The following is a 14,213-nucleotide window of genomic DNA, read 5'->3' as shown; positions in this document are numbered from 1 at the left end:
CGGATCAAGAATGCCCGCGCCACCACAAGCGGATGGAATCCCAGGCGCGGCCGGCGAATCCGGCCTCGGCCACCGGCTCCAGCGCCACCACCGGGAACTGCATGGCGGGCTTGCCGTCGACCATCACGCGCAGCGAGCCGACCGTGGCCTGGGCCGCGATCGGCGCCACCAGCGGATCCTGTGGCGCCCAGACCGGCTCGACCTTGGCGCCGGCCGGCACCGTGACATAGGCGTCGCGCGCGAACCCGGCCTTGAGCGTGTCGGCCTGGCCCTTCCAGACCTCGGGCGTGGCCACCGCCTGGCCCTTTGCATATAACTTGATGGTATTGAACCCCTGGAAGCCCCATTCCAGCAACTCGCGGCTTTCCTGGGTGCGCAGCTTGTCCGAGGCCGTGCCCACCACCACCGTGATCAGGCGCCGCTGATCCTTGCCGTTGGGCCGGCGCGCGGTCGCCACGATGCAATAGCCGGCCGCGTCGGTATGGCCGGTCTTCAGGCCATCGACGCTGGGATCGAGCCACAGCAGCCGGTTGCGGTTGGGTTGCGTGATGTTGGCGTAGGTGAAGGTCCTGGCCGAATCGTAGGTCTTGTACAGCTCGGGGTAATCGCGGATGAAGCGCGTGGCCAGGATCGACAAATCGCTGACGGTGGAATACGTGCCCGGATCCGGCAGGCCGTGGGGACTGGCGAAGTGCGTGCCATGCAGGCCCAGTTGCGCGGCGGTGTCGTTCATGCGCGCCACGAACGCCTCGACGCTGCCCGACACCGCTTCGGCCAGCGCGATCGCCGCGTCATTGCCGGACTGGATCATCAGGCCGCGCAGCAGCTGGTCCACCGACACCTTGGAGCCCGGCTCCAGGAACATCTTGGAACTGCCGGGCGGCACTTTCCAGGCGCGCGTCGAGATGGTCACCTTCTGGTCCGGCGACAGCTCCTTGCTGTGGATGGCGCTGAACACCACGTACGCCGTCATGATCTTGGTCAGCGAGGCCGGTTCGATCCGGGCGGTGGCCGCGTGCGAGGTGATCACCTGGCCGCTGGTCTCGTCCAGCAGCAACCAGGCCTTGGCGGACAGGTCGGGCTGGGGCATCGATTGCGCCAGGGCGCCTGACATGCATGCGGTCGCAACGAGCAGGCTCGCCGCCAACTTCTTCATCAACATAGGGGTGCTTCACTTCCATGCGGGGTAAGGATGGCGCGCCGGCAATGCGGGCAGGCGGCAACCGGCCGCCCGCGCGCACCGCCAACGCGCGGCGCGAAGCATTGGAACACGCCGGCCGCGGATGGTTCAAAACCCCATTGCAGAAGCACTTTGCGCGATGCGCGCGGCATTGAAAAAATCGCAGTGAATGTCACTGCATTTTGCAAAACCCCTTGTAGAAGGGTTTTTTCTGTCTGGAAAACAACAAAGATTGCGCGAAAGGCCTTGCGAAAGCGGCTACAACCGCCACTCTTCCGCTATCATCGGGCGCGTAGCGTTAAACGCCGATACCCGGCGCGCGCGCTGCCCCATGTCCTCAACATACGGATTTTGACCATGGCCACGAAAGCTAAAGCTCCTGCCAAGAAAGTCACCAAGCCCGCCGCCAAGGCGCCCGCAAAGAAGGCTACTGCCGCCAAACCCGCTGTGAAGCCGGCAGCCAAGAAGGTCGTTGCCGCCAAGAAGGTCGCCGCCGCCCCCAAGGCTATCAAGGCTGCTCTGAACAAGACCCAGCTGGTCGCCTACATCGTCGAGCAGTCCGGCGTTGAAGCCAAGTCGGTCAAGGCCGTCCTGGCCAGCCTGGAAACCTCGGTGCTGAGCTCCGTGGACAAGAAGGGCGCCGGCGAATTCACGCTGCCCGGCCTGTTCAAGGTCGCCGTGCAGAAGGTTCCCGCCAAGGCCAAGCGCTTCGGCAAGGATCCGTTCACCGGCCAAGAGCGCTGGTTCCCCGCCAAGCCGGCTTCGGTCAAGGTGAAGGTTCGCCCGCTCAAGAAGCTGAAGGACGCCGCGCAGTAATTCCGCACGGTTATCCGGTCAAGCCGGAAAGGGCCTGCCCCGCAAAGGGCGGGCCCTTTCTTTTTTTGCGCGCCCGCGCCTGCCGGCTGGCGCGCCTTGCATGATCGCTGGCCCGCCTGTTAGAATTTATCTTCATGTAAAGATACTTTATATAAAAACATCATGAACGATCTGGTCGACCTGGTGCTGTCGCAATGGGAGCAGGAATGCCCCAACCTGGACATCTCGCCCATGAGCGTCCTGAGCCGCGTGTTCCGCTTCCACGCCTTCGCCGCGCGTGACGTGGGCCAGGCGTTCAAGCGCTACCACCTGCATCAGGGCGAATTCGACGTGCTCGCGACGCTGTACCGCACTGGCGCGCCGTACGCCATGAATCCGCAAAAACTGGTCGCGGCGCTGCTGCTGACCTCGGGCGCCATGACCAACCGGCTGGACCGCCTGGAACAGGCCGGCCTGCTGGCGCGCACGCCCAACCCCGACGACCGCCGCGGCGTCATCGTGGCGCTGACCGCCGAAGGCCTGCGCGTCATCAAGCAGGTGCTCAAGGACTACCTGCGCGAACTGGAAACGCTGCTCGCCCCCCTGAACGCCACCGAACGCCGCCAGATGGCCGGCCTGCTGAAGAAACTGCTGATCCCGCATGACCAGGAAACGCCCGGCGGCATCGCCGCCTGAGTTCTCCTTTCGCCACACGCCAACGCCCCGCCTCACATGAACGCCACTCCCGCCCAACCCGCCCCGCTCACCGCGCCCGTCATCCTGCTGATGTCCGTCGCCACCGGCCTGGCGGTCGCCAGCAACTATTACGCGCAGCCGTTGCTGCACACCATCAGCCAGCAATTCACGCTGTCCAACGCCACCGCCGGCAGCATCGTCATGATCGCGCAGCTGAGCTACGCGCTCGGCCTGATCCTGCTGGTGCCGCTGGGCGACCTGTTCGAGCGCCGCGGCCTGATCGTGCTGATGACGCTGCTGTCGTCCGGCGGCCTGCTGGTGTCGGCCTTCGCCCCCAATATCCAGATGCTGATGCTCGGCACCGCCGTGACCGGCATGCTGTCGGTGGTGGCGCAGGTGCTGGTGCCGTTCGCGGCCACCCTGGCGGCGCCGCATGAGCGCGGCAAGGCGGTCGGCACCGTCATGAGCGGCCTGCTGCTGGGCATCCTGCTGGCCCGCACCGCGGCCGGCGTGCTGGCCGACCTGGGCAGCTGGCGCACCGTCTACTGGGTTGCCGCGATCCTGATGCTGGCCATGTCCGCCGCGCTCTGGAAGGTGCTGCCGCGCCACAAGAGCCACGCCGCCATGAGCTATCCGCGCCTGCTCGGCTCGATCTTCCGCCTGTTCGCCGAGGAACCGCTGCTGCGCGGCCGTTCGCTGCTGGGCGGCCTGCTGTTCGCCGCCTTCAGCATGCTGTGGACGCCGCTGACGTTCCTGCTGTCGGGTCCGGACTACGGTTTCAACAACACCACCATCGGGCTGTTCGGGCTGGCCGGCGCGGCCGGCGCCTATGCCGCCAACCGCTTCGGCCGCCTGGCCGACCGCGGCCTGGGCAACCAGGCCACCCGCATCGGCCTGCTGCTGCTGCTCGCATCCTGGGGGCTGATGGCCTTCGGCCAGGCCTCGGTCATCGCGCTGCTGGTGGGCATCCTGATCCAGGACCTGGCGATCCAGGGCGTCCATGTCACCAATACCAGCTCGCTGTACCGCACCCGCCCCGAGGCCCGCAGCCGCCTGACGGCCGGTTACATGACCAGCTACTTCATCGGCGGGGCGACCGGATCGCTGGTATCGTCCTGGCTTTACTCCCATTACGGCTGGCCCGGCGTGGTCACCGCGGGCGCGGTTCTGGGGGCCATAACCCTGGCTTACGGCATGCTGGGGGCCAGTGCCCGCATCCCGGAAATCGCCCCGTCCCCTATCCGCGCCTAGCACCTCCTATAATCAGGGGTTTTGGCCGCCCCCGCGCCTGGCGCGCGGGGGCGGTTCACCCATTTTTCGCCATCGCGCACGAGCCCATGCAGGAACGTTACCTCCCCACTACCGTCGAAGCGGCCGCCCACCAAGACTGGCAGGCCCGCGACGCCTATCTGGTCCATGAACACGCGAAGAACCCGGACGGCTCCGAGAAGCCGAAGTTCTACGCCTGCTCGATGCTGCCCTATCCCAGCGGCAAGCTGCACATGGGCCACGTGCGCAACTACACCATCAACGACATGATGGCGCGCCAGCTGCGCATGCGGGGCTACAACGTGCTGATGCCGATGGGCTGGGACGCCTTCGGCATGCCGGCCGAGAACGCCGCCATCAAGTCCAAGGTGCCGCCGGCCAAGTGGACCTACGACAACATCGCTTATATGAAGAAGCAGATGAAGGCGATGGGCCTGGCGATCGACTGGTCGCGCGAAATGTGCGCCTGCGACCCCGAGTACTACAAGTGGAACCAGTGGCTGTTCCTGAAGATGCTCGAAAAGGGCGTCGCCTACCGCAAGACCCAGGTCGTGAACTGGGACCCGGTCGACCAGACCGTGCTGGCCAACGAACAGGTCATCGATGGCCGCGGCTGGCGCTCGGGCGCCCCGGTCGAAAAGCGTGAGATCCCCGGCTACTACCTGCGCATCACCGATTACGCCGACGAACTGCTGGGCGCGGTGCAGAACGATCTGCCCGGCTGGCCCGAGCGCGTGCGCCTGATGCAGGAAAACTGGATCGGCAAGTCCGAAGGCCTGCGCTTCGCCTTCCCGCACCAGATCGCCGGCCAGGACGGCCAGCTGATCCAGGACGGCAAGCTGTACGTCTTCACCACTCGCGCCGACACCATCATGGGCGTGACGTTCTGCGCCGTGGCGCCGGAACACCCCCTGGCCACCCACGCCGCGCAGTCGAACCCGGCGCTGGCCGCCTTCATCGAACAGTGCAAGCTGGGCGGCACCACCGAGGCCGAACTGGCCACGCGCGAAAAGGAAGGCCTGCCCACCGGCCTGTTCGTGACCCACCCGGTCACCGGCGACCAGGTCGAGGTCTGGGTCGGCAACTACGTGCTCATGACCTACGGCGACGGCGCCGTGATGGGCGTGCCCGCCCACGACGAACGCGACTTCGCCTTCGCCAAAAAATATGACCTGCCGATCCGCCAGGTCGTGGACGTGGCCGGCAAGGCCTATTCCACCGACGCCTGGCAGGAATGGTACGGCGACAAGCAGAGCGGCCGCACCATCCAATCCGGCAAGTACGACGGCCTGTCCCACAAGGAAGCCGTGGACGCCATCGCCGCCGACCTGGGCGCGCAAGGCCTGGGCGAGAAGCAGACCACCTGGCGCCTGCGCGACTGGGGCATCTCGCGCCAGCGCTACTGGGGCACCCCGATCCCGATCATCCACTGCCCGGACTGCGGCCCGGTGCCGGTCCCCGAGAAGGACCTGCCGGTGGTGCTGCCGGCCGACCTGATCCCGGACGGCAGCGGCAATCCGCTGGCCAAGAACGAAGCCTTCCTGTCGTGCGCCTGCCCCAGCTGCGGCAAGCCGGCGCGCCGCGAGACGGACACGATGGACACCTTCGTGGACTCGTCCTGGTACTTCATGCGCTACACCTCGCCGGGCAACGACAACGCCATGGTCGACGCGCGCAATGACTACTGGATGCCGATGGACCAATACATCGGCGGCATCGAACACGCGGTCCTGCACCTGCTGTACGCGCGCTTCTGGACCAAGGTCATGCGCGACATGGGCCTGCTCAATTTCGACGAGCCCTTCACCAAGCTGCTCTGCCAGGGCATGGTGCTGAACCACATCTACTCGCGCAAGAACGCCCAGGGCGGCATCGAGTATTTCTGGCCCGAGGAAGTCGAGAACGTCTACGACGCGCGCGGCGCCATCACCGGCGCCAAGCTCAAGTCCGACGGTTCCGACGTGACCTACGGCGGCGTGGGCACGATGTCCAAGTCCAAGAACAACGGTGTCGATCCGCAATCGCTGATCGACACGCTGGGCGCCGACACGGCCCGCCTGTTCGTCATGTTCGCCAGCCCGCCCGAGCAGACGCTCGAGTGGTCCGACTCCGGCGTCGAAGGCTCGAACCGCTTCCTGCGCCGTCTGTGGTCCATCAGCTACGCGCAGCGCGACACCGTCGCCCGCGGCCTGGCCGCCGGCGCCGACTGGACCGACGCGCCCGCCGCCGTCAAGGATCTGCGCCGCGAGGTCTACAACCTGCTCAAGCAGGCCGACTACGACTACCAGCGCATCCAGTACAACACCGTCGTGTCCGCGTGCATGAAGATGCTCAACGCCATCGACGACGCCAAGCTGCCGCAAGGCGCGCACGCCGATGCCGCCTACGCCGAAACGCTGGGCGTGCTGCTGCGCGTGCTGTACCCGGTGGTGCCGCACGTCACCTGGCACCTGTGGCGCGACCTCGGCTACTCGCACGAGCTGGGCGACCTGCTCGACGCGCCGTGGCCGCACGTCGACGAGGCCGCGCTGGTGGCGGACGAAATCGAGCTGATGCTGCAGGTCAACGGCAAGCTGCGCGGCTCGATCCGCGTCGCCGCCAAGGCCGCCAAGGAAGACATCGAGAAACTCGCCGCCGCCCAGGAAGAAGTCGCCCGCTACCTGGAAGGCCGCCCGCCCAAGCGGGTCATCGTGGTTCCGGGCAAACTGGTCAACGTCGTAGGCTGATGAGGTCAAGCATGTACTTCGCCGGGCAACAAACGCACTCCCCCCGCCAATCCTGGCTGCTGCGCGGCGCCTGCCTGGCGCTGTTCATGCTGATCTCCGCTTGCGGCTTCACGCTGCGCGGCGTCACGCCGCTGCCGTTCGATACGCTGTATATCGGCATCCCCGACAACTCCCAGTTCGGCGCCGACGTGCGCCGTGCGCTGAGGGCCGCGTCCCCCAACACCAAGCTCGTCACGACGTCCAAGGAAGCGCAAGCCATCCTGCAGCAGGTCAGCAACAACCGAACCCTGCGCGAGGTATCGCTGAACGCCCAGGGCCGTGTCGAGGAATACGAACTGGGCATCAACTACACCTTCCGCCTGATCGACGCCAAGGGCCGTGCCCTGATCCCGGACACGACCCTGTCGATCTACCGCGAAATGCCGTACGACGACCAGATCGTCCAGGCCAAGCAAGGGCAGATCGAAACGCTCTACATCGCCATGCAACGCGACCTGGTCTCGCGCCTGCTGCGCCGCATGACCGCGCCTGAAGTGCGCAAGGCATTCGAGAACCGCGAGCAACGCGGCGAAGACGGCGAAACCCCGCTGTACGATCCGACCGCGCCGATACCGCGCAGCACCCCGGCGCCGTGGCAGACCCCGTCCACCACCGACCCCGCCAACCTGCGCTGACCGATGGCACAACCCCTGGACGCGGATCGCCTGGCCGACCACCTGCAGCGGGCGGGCAACCGTCTCGCGCCGCTGTATACGGTGTCCGGCGACGAGCCTCTCCTGGTGACCGAGGCGGTCGACGCGCTGCGCGCCGCCGGGCGCGCGGCGGGCTACACCGAGCGCCTGTCGATGGTGATGGATGCGCGCAGCGACTGGAGCGCGGTGATCGCCGCCACCCAGAGCGTGTCGCTGTTCGGCGACCGCCGCATCCTCGAGCTCAAGATTCCCACCGGCAAGCCCGGCAAGCCCGGCGCCGACACGCTGACGCGCCTGGCCGAGCAGGCTGAGAAGCAGGCCGACAACCCCGACACGCTGATCCTGGTATCGCTGCCGCGCCTGGACAAGGCCACCCGTGAAGGCCGCTGGGTGCAGGCCCTGGCGCGCGGCGGCATGATGGTCGACATCGCCGGCGTCGAACGCGGCCGCCTGCCCGCCTGGGTCGGCCAGCGCCTGGCGCGGCAGAACCAGCGCGCCGACAACGCCACCCTGCAATGGATGGCCGACAAGGTCGAAGGCAACCTGCTGGCCGCGCACCAGGAAATCCAGAAACTGGGCCTGCTCTACCCCGAAGGCCAACTGGCGGCCGAGGACGTCGAGCGCGCCGTGCTCAACGTCGCGCGCTACGACGTGTTCGGCCTGCGCGACGCCATGCTGGCCGGCGACATCGCCCGCACCATCCGCATGATCGACGGCCTGCGCGCCGAGGGCGAAGCCCTGCCGCTGGTGCTGTGGGCGGTAGGCGAGGAAATTCGCCTGCTGGCGCGCGTGGCCGAGGCCCGCAGCCTGGGGCAGGACGCCAACGGCCTGATGCGCCGGCTGCGTATTTTCGGCGCGCACGAACGCCTCGCGCTGCAGGCGCTGGGCCGAGTCCGCCCCGACGTCTGGCCCGCCGCGGTGCAGCATGCGCACGAAGTGGACCGCCTCATCAAGGGGCTGTCCGTCCCGGGCCGGCTATCCGACCCCTGGGAAGAAATGACCCGCCTGGCCCTGCGCGTCGCCGCCGCCGGCAACCGACCGTGAAGGCGGCTCCGGCCGCCTCCTGATCCTCCCGGCCCCCGGCCGGATAAACTACTCCTATCGCAAGCGGCGCCCTGGCCGCCCCCTCACCATGATCGACGCCGCCATGTCCTCGTCCTCCATCGAACAAGCCATGCTGACCCTGGGCGACAACGCGCGCCGGGCTTCGCGCGCCATGATGCGCGCCAACAGCGCCGCCAAGAACCAGGCCCTGCTGGCCATGGCCGACGCGCTCGCCGCCAACCAGGCCGACCTGCTCGCCGCCAATGCCAAGGACGTCGCCGCCGCCCGCGCCAACGGCCTGGAGCCGGCCCTGCTCGACCGCCTGACCCTGTCGGAAAAGACGCTGGCGCACATGGCCGAGGGCCTGCGCCAGATCGCCGCCCTGCCCGACCCGATCGGCAGCGTCACCGCCACCAGCGTGCGCCCCAACGGCATGCGCGTGGCGCAGATGCGCGTGCCGCTCGGCGTCATCGGCATCATTTACGAATCGCGCCCCAACGTCACCATCGACGCGGCGGCGCTGTGCCTGAAGTCCGGCAACGCCGCCATCCTGCGCGGCGGCAGCGAAGCCCTGCACTCCAACGTGGCGCTGGGGCGCATCGTCCAGCAGGGCCTGGCGGCCGCCGGCCTGCCGCAGGACGCGGTGCAGGTCGTCGCCACGGCCGACCGCGCAGCGGTCGGCAAGCTCATCACCATGACCGAGCACATCGACGTCATCGTGCCGCGCGGCGGCAAGGGCCTGATCGCGCGCCTGGCGCAGGAAGCACGCGTGCCGCTCATCAAGCACCTGGACGGCAACTGCCACATCTACATCGACGCCGCCGCCGATCCGGACAAGGCCCACGCCATCGCCTTCAACGCCAAGACCTACCGCTACGGCATCTGCGGCGCCATGGAAACGCTGCTGGTGGACGCCGTGGCGGCCGTCTCGATCCTGCCGCGCCTGGCGGCCGCGCTGACCGAACACGGCGTCGAACTGCGCGGCTGCCCGCGCACACTGGCGCTGCTGCCGCACGCCAAGCCGGCCACCGAAGAAGACTGGGGCACCGAATACCTGGGCCCGATCCTGGCGATCCGCATCGTCGACTCGCTCGACGACGCCATCGAGCACATCGCCCGCTGGGGTTCCGGCCACACCGACGCGATCGTCACCGAAGACCTGTCGTCGGCCCAGCGCTTCCAGCGCGAAGTCGATTCCAGCTCGGTCTACGTCAACCTGCCGACCTGCTTCGCGGACGGCTTCGAATACGGCCTGGGCGCTGAAATCGGCATCTCCACCAACCGCCTGCACGCCCGCGGCCCGGTCGGCCTGGAAGGCCTGACCACGCTCAAGTGGGTGCTGACCGGCGAAGGCCAGACCCGCGGCTGACCGCCCTTTCCTACAACCTTCTGTTCGCGGCCGCGCCGCGCGTTACCGGGATTTCCATGCATTCACCCGCCATGGCCATGGCCTTCAGCCTTTTCGTGCTGTGCTTCATCACCTGCTCGCTGAGCGGCCTGGTGCTGTTCTTCTTCAAGAGCAAGCAGATCAACGCCACGCTCAAGCACCCCTATCTGCAGCACCGTCCCTTCGAGCGCTATCCGCTGGCGATCAAGGCCGCCATCATGCTGGATTATTTCTTCCGCCTGATGTTCCCCGGCACCCGTTTCTGGCTCATCGGCAACGCCAATGACCTGCTGGGCCACGTCGATCCCAAGAAGACGCCGCTGGCCCTGAAATGGCCGATCGTCGGTTTCTGGGGCTCCTGCTGGCTGGGCCTGATCGCCATGATCGTGCTGTGGACCCTGCTGTTCGTGGGAGCCTGACGCGCATGCAGATCCAGATCGAAGACTATCCCGGCTGCGTCGACGCGGCCCGCGCGCTGATCGCGGCCCGTGATTCCGGCGTGGCCGGCCCGCGCCTGCCCGCCGCCTGCCGCCCGCAGACGCTGGGCCAGGCGTTCGCCGTCCAGCAATGCACCGCCCGGTTGTTGCGCGAGACCCGCCGCGACGGTATCGGCGCCTGGAAAAGCGCACTGCCGTCGCCCGAAAAGACCGTGGTCGCGCCGATCTACGCCTCGACCGTGGCGCTGGCCGGCACGCTGGAGACGCCCGCGCCGCTGGTCCGCGTCGAGCCCGAGATCGCCTTCGAGCTGGCGCACGACCTGCCCGCGCGCGACGAACCGTACAGCCACGCCGAGATCGACACCGCCATCGCCGGCGCGCGGCTGGCGCTGGAAGTGCTGGGTTGCCGCTACGCCGCGCCGGAGCACGCCAGCCTGCCCGAGCTGCTGGCCGACCACATGTTCAATGCCGGACTGGTGCTGGGGCCGCGTATCGCCTCGCCGGATGCCGCCCCCGCCAGCATGGCCATCACGCTGTCGGTCGACGGCGCCGAGGTCGAGCAGCACGCCGGCATCCATCCCAACGGCCACGCCAAGGCCGGCCTGTATTGGCTCGCCAATTTCCTGCGCGAGCAGGGCCTGGGCCTGACCGCCGGCCAGCACGTCATCACCGGTTCGTACGCCGGCTACCTGGATGTGCCCGCCAACCGCGACGTCGAACTCGCCTACGGCGATCTCGGCGTCCTGAAGGTGCGTTTCAGCTTCCGCTGAACCGCGTCTTGAAACCCCGCGCCCGCGCCGGTTAAGCTGGGGGCCGTCCACCGCCACGGCCCCCTTTCCATGCTGACCCTGCGCCCCTTCTCGACCTCGGATTACCCCCTGCTCGCCAGCTGGTTCACCAGCCTGCCCGAGGTCGTGCAATGGGGCGGTTCGCATGTGTCGTATCCGCTGACCGCGACCGACATGGACGTCATGCTGCGCGAAGGCCAGTCGCAACCGCCCGCGCGGCGCTGCTGGATGGCCTGCCGCGACGACACGCCGGTGGGCCACGCCCAACTGGCCTATGAATGGCGCGACGGCAACGCCCGCCTGGGCCGTGTCGCCATCGCCCCCGACGCGCGCGGCCAGGGCCTGGCGCGGCCGATGGTGGCGCTGATGATCGACGAGGCCTTCCGCGCGCCCGGCATCGAGCGCCTGGAGCTGAACGTCTACATGTTCAACACGCCCGCGATCCGCACCTACCAGGCGCTGGGCTTCACGCTCGAAGGCGTGCGCCGCTCCTCCACCCGCGCCGGCCAGGCGCGCTGGGATACCGGCATGATGGGACTGCTGCGATCCGAATGGCGGCCGGCCGCCGGCTGATTCCCCGCTGCCCGGCCTGCGCCGTGATCCTCTTGACCATCACCCCGCTTGCGATCCGGTCCTCCGGCCAGCCGGGAACCGGACCGCGCCGCGCCTAGCGCGCGACCGGCTCCGCGATCTCGACCGCGGGCCCGGCCGCTTCGATCACCTCGCCGGCCGCCAGGCACAGGTCTTCACGATAGCGCCCAGCCACGACCTGCACGCCAACGGGGCTGCCGCCCGCGCTGCCCATCGCCACCGTCAGTCCCGGCAGGCCCATGAAGGGCAGCCCGATCTGGGTCATCTGCGCGCGCCACACGCGGCGGTAGGCGGCCTCGCCCTGCAGGTCCAGGTTGTCCTCGAACGGCAGTTCCGCCGACACCGGCAACAGCAGCACCGGATAGTCCGCCAGGAACAGTTCCCACAGGCGCGTCAGCGTGGCGCGGCGCGTCAGCACCGCCGAGAATTTCGCCAGGTCCATGCCGGCGACATGCTCGCGCTGGCCTTCCAGCGCCGCCAGCGCGCCGCGGTCGCCCTCTTTGCGGGCGGCCTCGACCATGCCCTCGTAGCCATCGGCCATCCACATGCGGATCTGCAGGTCGGCGGCTTCGCGCAACGGCGGCAGGGTGTCGACCGTATCCACCGACCAGCCGGCCTCGCTCAGGCGCCGGGCGGCATCCTGCAGGGCCTTGACCACCGCGGGCTCGGTTTCCATCCCGTCCGGGTTCAGGCACAGCGCCGCGCGACGCGGCACGGCAGGGCCTTCCAATGGCGCGGGCACCCACCACGGATCGCGCGGATCGGGCGCGGCCATCGCCGCCAGGCCCAGCCGCAGGTCGGCGATGCTGCGGCCCAACGGCCCCGACACCGCCGTGATCTGGCCGCCGATAGTCCGCTCGGGCAAAGCCGCGTTATAGGCCGGCACACGGCCCAGCGACGGCCGCAGTCCGTGCACGCCGCAGGCATAGGCGGGATAGCGGATGGAGCCCGCGATATCGGTGCCGTGCGCCAGATGGCCGATGCCGGCCGCCACCGCCGACGCCGCGCCGCCGGAAGACCCGCCCGGCGTCAGCGCCGGATTGCGCGGGTTCAACGTATCGCCGTGCAGCAGGTTGCGGGTGAACCAGCGCAACGAAAACGCCGGCGTGTTGGTGCGCCCGACGATCACCGCGCCGGCCTTGCGCAGGTTGGCCACCACCGGATTGTCGACGGTGGCGATCACGTCCTTCTGCAGCGTCACGCCGTTGGTGGTGGCGAAGCCCGCCTGATCCACGTTCACCTTGACCGTCACCGGCACGCCCGCCAGCGCGCCGGGATCCTCGCCGCGCGCCAGCGCCGCGTCGACCTGTGCAGCCTGCGCCAGCGCGTCTTCGGCGCGATGGTCGACCACGGCGTTGATGCGGGGATTCACCGCCTCCAGGCGCGCCAGCGCGCTTTGCGCGGCCTCGACCGCGGATACGTCACGCCGGCGGATACGGGCGGCAAGTTCAACTGCGGACAAACGCCAAAGATCGGACACGCGGCACTCCTCGTTCAGGTCATGGAACACGACCGGCCAGCCTGACGCCGCCGGACGGTCAACCTTAGCGCTGCCGGCCCGCGGCCACAAGCCGCGGTTTGCCACGAGGGCCGCGCCTCAGCCCGCTTCGAACACCTCGACGATGGCGTCGGCCACCGCCCGCACCCGCGCCGTGCGGTTCAGGTCGCCGTGCATCACCAGCCACAGGTCATAGGGTTCGCTGCGGTGGGGCCAGATACGCACCAGGTCGGGATACTGCGGCGCCATGTGGACCGGCAGTTCACCGATGCCCAGCCCCGCCGCCACCGCCTCGATGATCATCAGCCCCGAATTCAATTCCATCGCGATGTGGCCATTGCCCGTCGGCTCGCCGCAAAAGGTATCGGACCATCCCGGCAACACCGACTGCTGATACGTGACCAGCGTGTGGCCGGCGAACGCCGTGCCCTGCCGCGGCTCGCCGCGCGCGGCAATGTACGACTTCGACGCATACAGGCCGACATCCCTGCGCGCCAGGTGACGGTGAATCAGGTCGGGGTTGTCCGGCTTGACGTTGCGGATCGCCAGGTCGGCCTCGCGGCGCGTCAGGTTGCTGAGCTGGATCGAGGTCGACAGCGCGATGCGGATGTCGGGATGCTGCAGGTGCAGGCGGCGCACCGCCTCCATGATGAAGTAGCTGGCCACCGTCTCCGATGTCGCCACCCGCACCACGCCCGACAGCCGGTGATCCAGCCCCTGCATCTGCCGCTGCAGTTGGTCGGCCGCCTGCTCCATGCGCTCGGCCGCGGCGAAGGCCTGCTCGCCCGCGGCCGTCGGCACATAGCCCGACGGCGTGCGCAGGAACAACCGGGCGTCCAGCGAGGTTTCCAGCGCCGCCAGCCGGCGGCCGGCCGTGGCCTGGTCGATCTGCAACAGCGCCGCGGCGCCACGCAGGGTGCCGTTGCGGTAGATCGCCAGGAAAATGCGCGCGTTGTCCCAATCCATGGTGACGGATGCCTTCAAGAAACGATCAGAGCATAGGTCGACTGCGTGATGCAATTTTGCATCACTATAGAGCAATTTCTCCTATTTTTTGCATCACGGAAACGCCCTAAGCTGTGCGCCTCGGATAGTCCCCCGGAAGTCCCC

13 protein-coding genes are annotated in these 14,213 nt (G+C 68.2%); 10 read left to right on the top strand and 3 right to left on the bottom strand.

From position 1 onward, the window contains the following. Positions 1–4: 4 nt before the first annotated feature. The gene (locus I6I07_RS15085) at positions 5–1,162 is read right to left on the bottom strand and encodes a D-alanyl-D-alanine carboxypeptidase family protein (RefSeq protein ID WP_198487252.1); all 1,158 of its coding nucleotides are present in this window, start codon (positions 1,160–1,162) and stop codon (positions 5–7) included. Positions 1,163–1,537: 375 nt separating this feature from the next. Here I6I07_RS15085 and I6I07_RS15080 point away from each other — a divergent pair, with 375 nt between their 5' ends. From I6I07_RS15080 to I6I07_RS15035, 10 genes are all read left to right on the top strand, one after another. After that, positions 1,538–1,996 (top strand): HU family DNA-binding protein, encoded by a 459-nt coding sequence (locus tag I6I07_RS15080; RefSeq protein ID WP_198487539.1) that lies wholly within the window; start codon positions 1,538–1,540, stop codon positions 1,994–1,996. A 162-nt stretch (positions 1,997–2,158) separates the two neighbouring features. Continuing rightward, a complete protein-coding gene (locus I6I07_RS15075; RefSeq protein WP_198487251.1) occupies positions 2,159–2,671 on the top strand; it encodes a MarR family winged helix-turn-helix transcriptional regulator in 513 nt (170 codons plus the stop codon). Positions 2,672–2,707: 36 nt separating this feature from the next. Continuing rightward, positions 2,708–3,922, top strand: coding sequence for an MFS transporter (locus I6I07_RS15070; RefSeq protein WP_198487250.1), 1,215 nt, complete (start codon positions 2,708–2,710; stop codon positions 3,920–3,922). Between the two features lie 86 nt (positions 3,923–4,008). After that, positions 4,009–6,666, top strand: a complete 2,658-nt coding sequence (gene leuS / locus I6I07_RS15065; RefSeq protein WP_198487249.1) for a leucine--tRNA ligase — start codon at positions 4,009–4,011, stop codon at positions 6,664–6,666. Positions 6,667–6,677: 11 nt separating this feature from the next. Then, the gene (lptE, locus tag I6I07_RS15060; protein ID WP_198487248.1) at positions 6,678–7,340 is read left to right on the top strand and encodes an LPS assembly lipoprotein LptE; all 663 of its coding nucleotides are present in this window, start codon (positions 6,678–6,680) and stop codon (positions 7,338–7,340) included. Positions 7,341–7,343: 3 nt separating this feature from the next. Further along, positions 7,344–8,402 (top strand): DNA polymerase III subunit delta, encoded by a 1,059-nt coding sequence (holA, locus tag I6I07_RS15055; protein WP_198487247.1) that lies wholly within the window; start codon positions 7,344–7,346, stop codon positions 8,400–8,402. Between the two features lie 88 nt (positions 8,403–8,490). Beyond that, positions 8,491–9,771 (top strand): glutamate-5-semialdehyde dehydrogenase, encoded by a 1,281-nt coding sequence (locus I6I07_RS15050; protein ID WP_198487246.1) that lies wholly within the window; start codon positions 8,491–8,493, stop codon positions 9,769–9,771. Positions 9,772–9,827: 56 nt separating this feature from the next. Then, complete coding sequence (locus I6I07_RS15045; protein ID WP_198487245.1) at positions 9,828–10,208, top strand: hypothetical protein; 381 nt, start codon at positions 9,828–9,830, stop codon at positions 10,206–10,208. Positions 10,209–10,213: 5 nt separating this feature from the next. Then, positions 10,214–10,996, top strand: a complete 783-nt coding sequence (locus tag I6I07_RS15040; RefSeq protein WP_198487244.1) for a 2-keto-4-pentenoate hydratase — start codon at positions 10,214–10,216, stop codon at positions 10,994–10,996. Positions 10,997–11,065: 69 nt separating this feature from the next. Next, positions 11,066–11,587, top strand: a complete 522-nt coding sequence (locus tag I6I07_RS15035) for a GNAT family N-acetyltransferase (RefSeq protein ID WP_198487243.1) — start codon at positions 11,066–11,068, stop codon at positions 11,585–11,587. Positions 11,588–11,681: 94 nt separating this feature from the next. On the opposite strand, the gene I6I07_RS15030 is transcribed toward I6I07_RS15035, so the two are convergent. Both I6I07_RS15030 and I6I07_RS15025 read right to left on the bottom strand, forming a co-directional pair. Beyond that, positions 11,682–13,085 carry an amidase family protein gene (locus tag I6I07_RS15030; RefSeq protein WP_198487242.1) on the bottom strand — a complete coding sequence of 468 codons (1,404 nt, stop codon included), beginning with the start codon at positions 13,083–13,085 and terminating at the stop codon, positions 11,682–11,684. 117 nt (positions 13,086–13,202) lie between these two features. Next, the gene (locus I6I07_RS15025; RefSeq protein WP_198487538.1) at positions 13,203–14,069 is read right to left on the bottom strand and encodes a LysR family transcriptional regulator; all 867 of its coding nucleotides are present in this window, start codon (positions 14,067–14,069) and stop codon (positions 13,203–13,205) included. Positions 14,070–14,213 lie beyond the last annotated feature (144 nt).

The organism is Achromobacter deleyi (assembly GCF_016127315.1).
GTDB lineage: Bacteria > Pseudomonadota > Gammaproteobacteria > Burkholderiales > Burkholderiaceae_B > Achromobacter > Achromobacter insuavis_A.
This window is presented reverse-complemented; position numbering and strand designations above follow the sequence as displayed.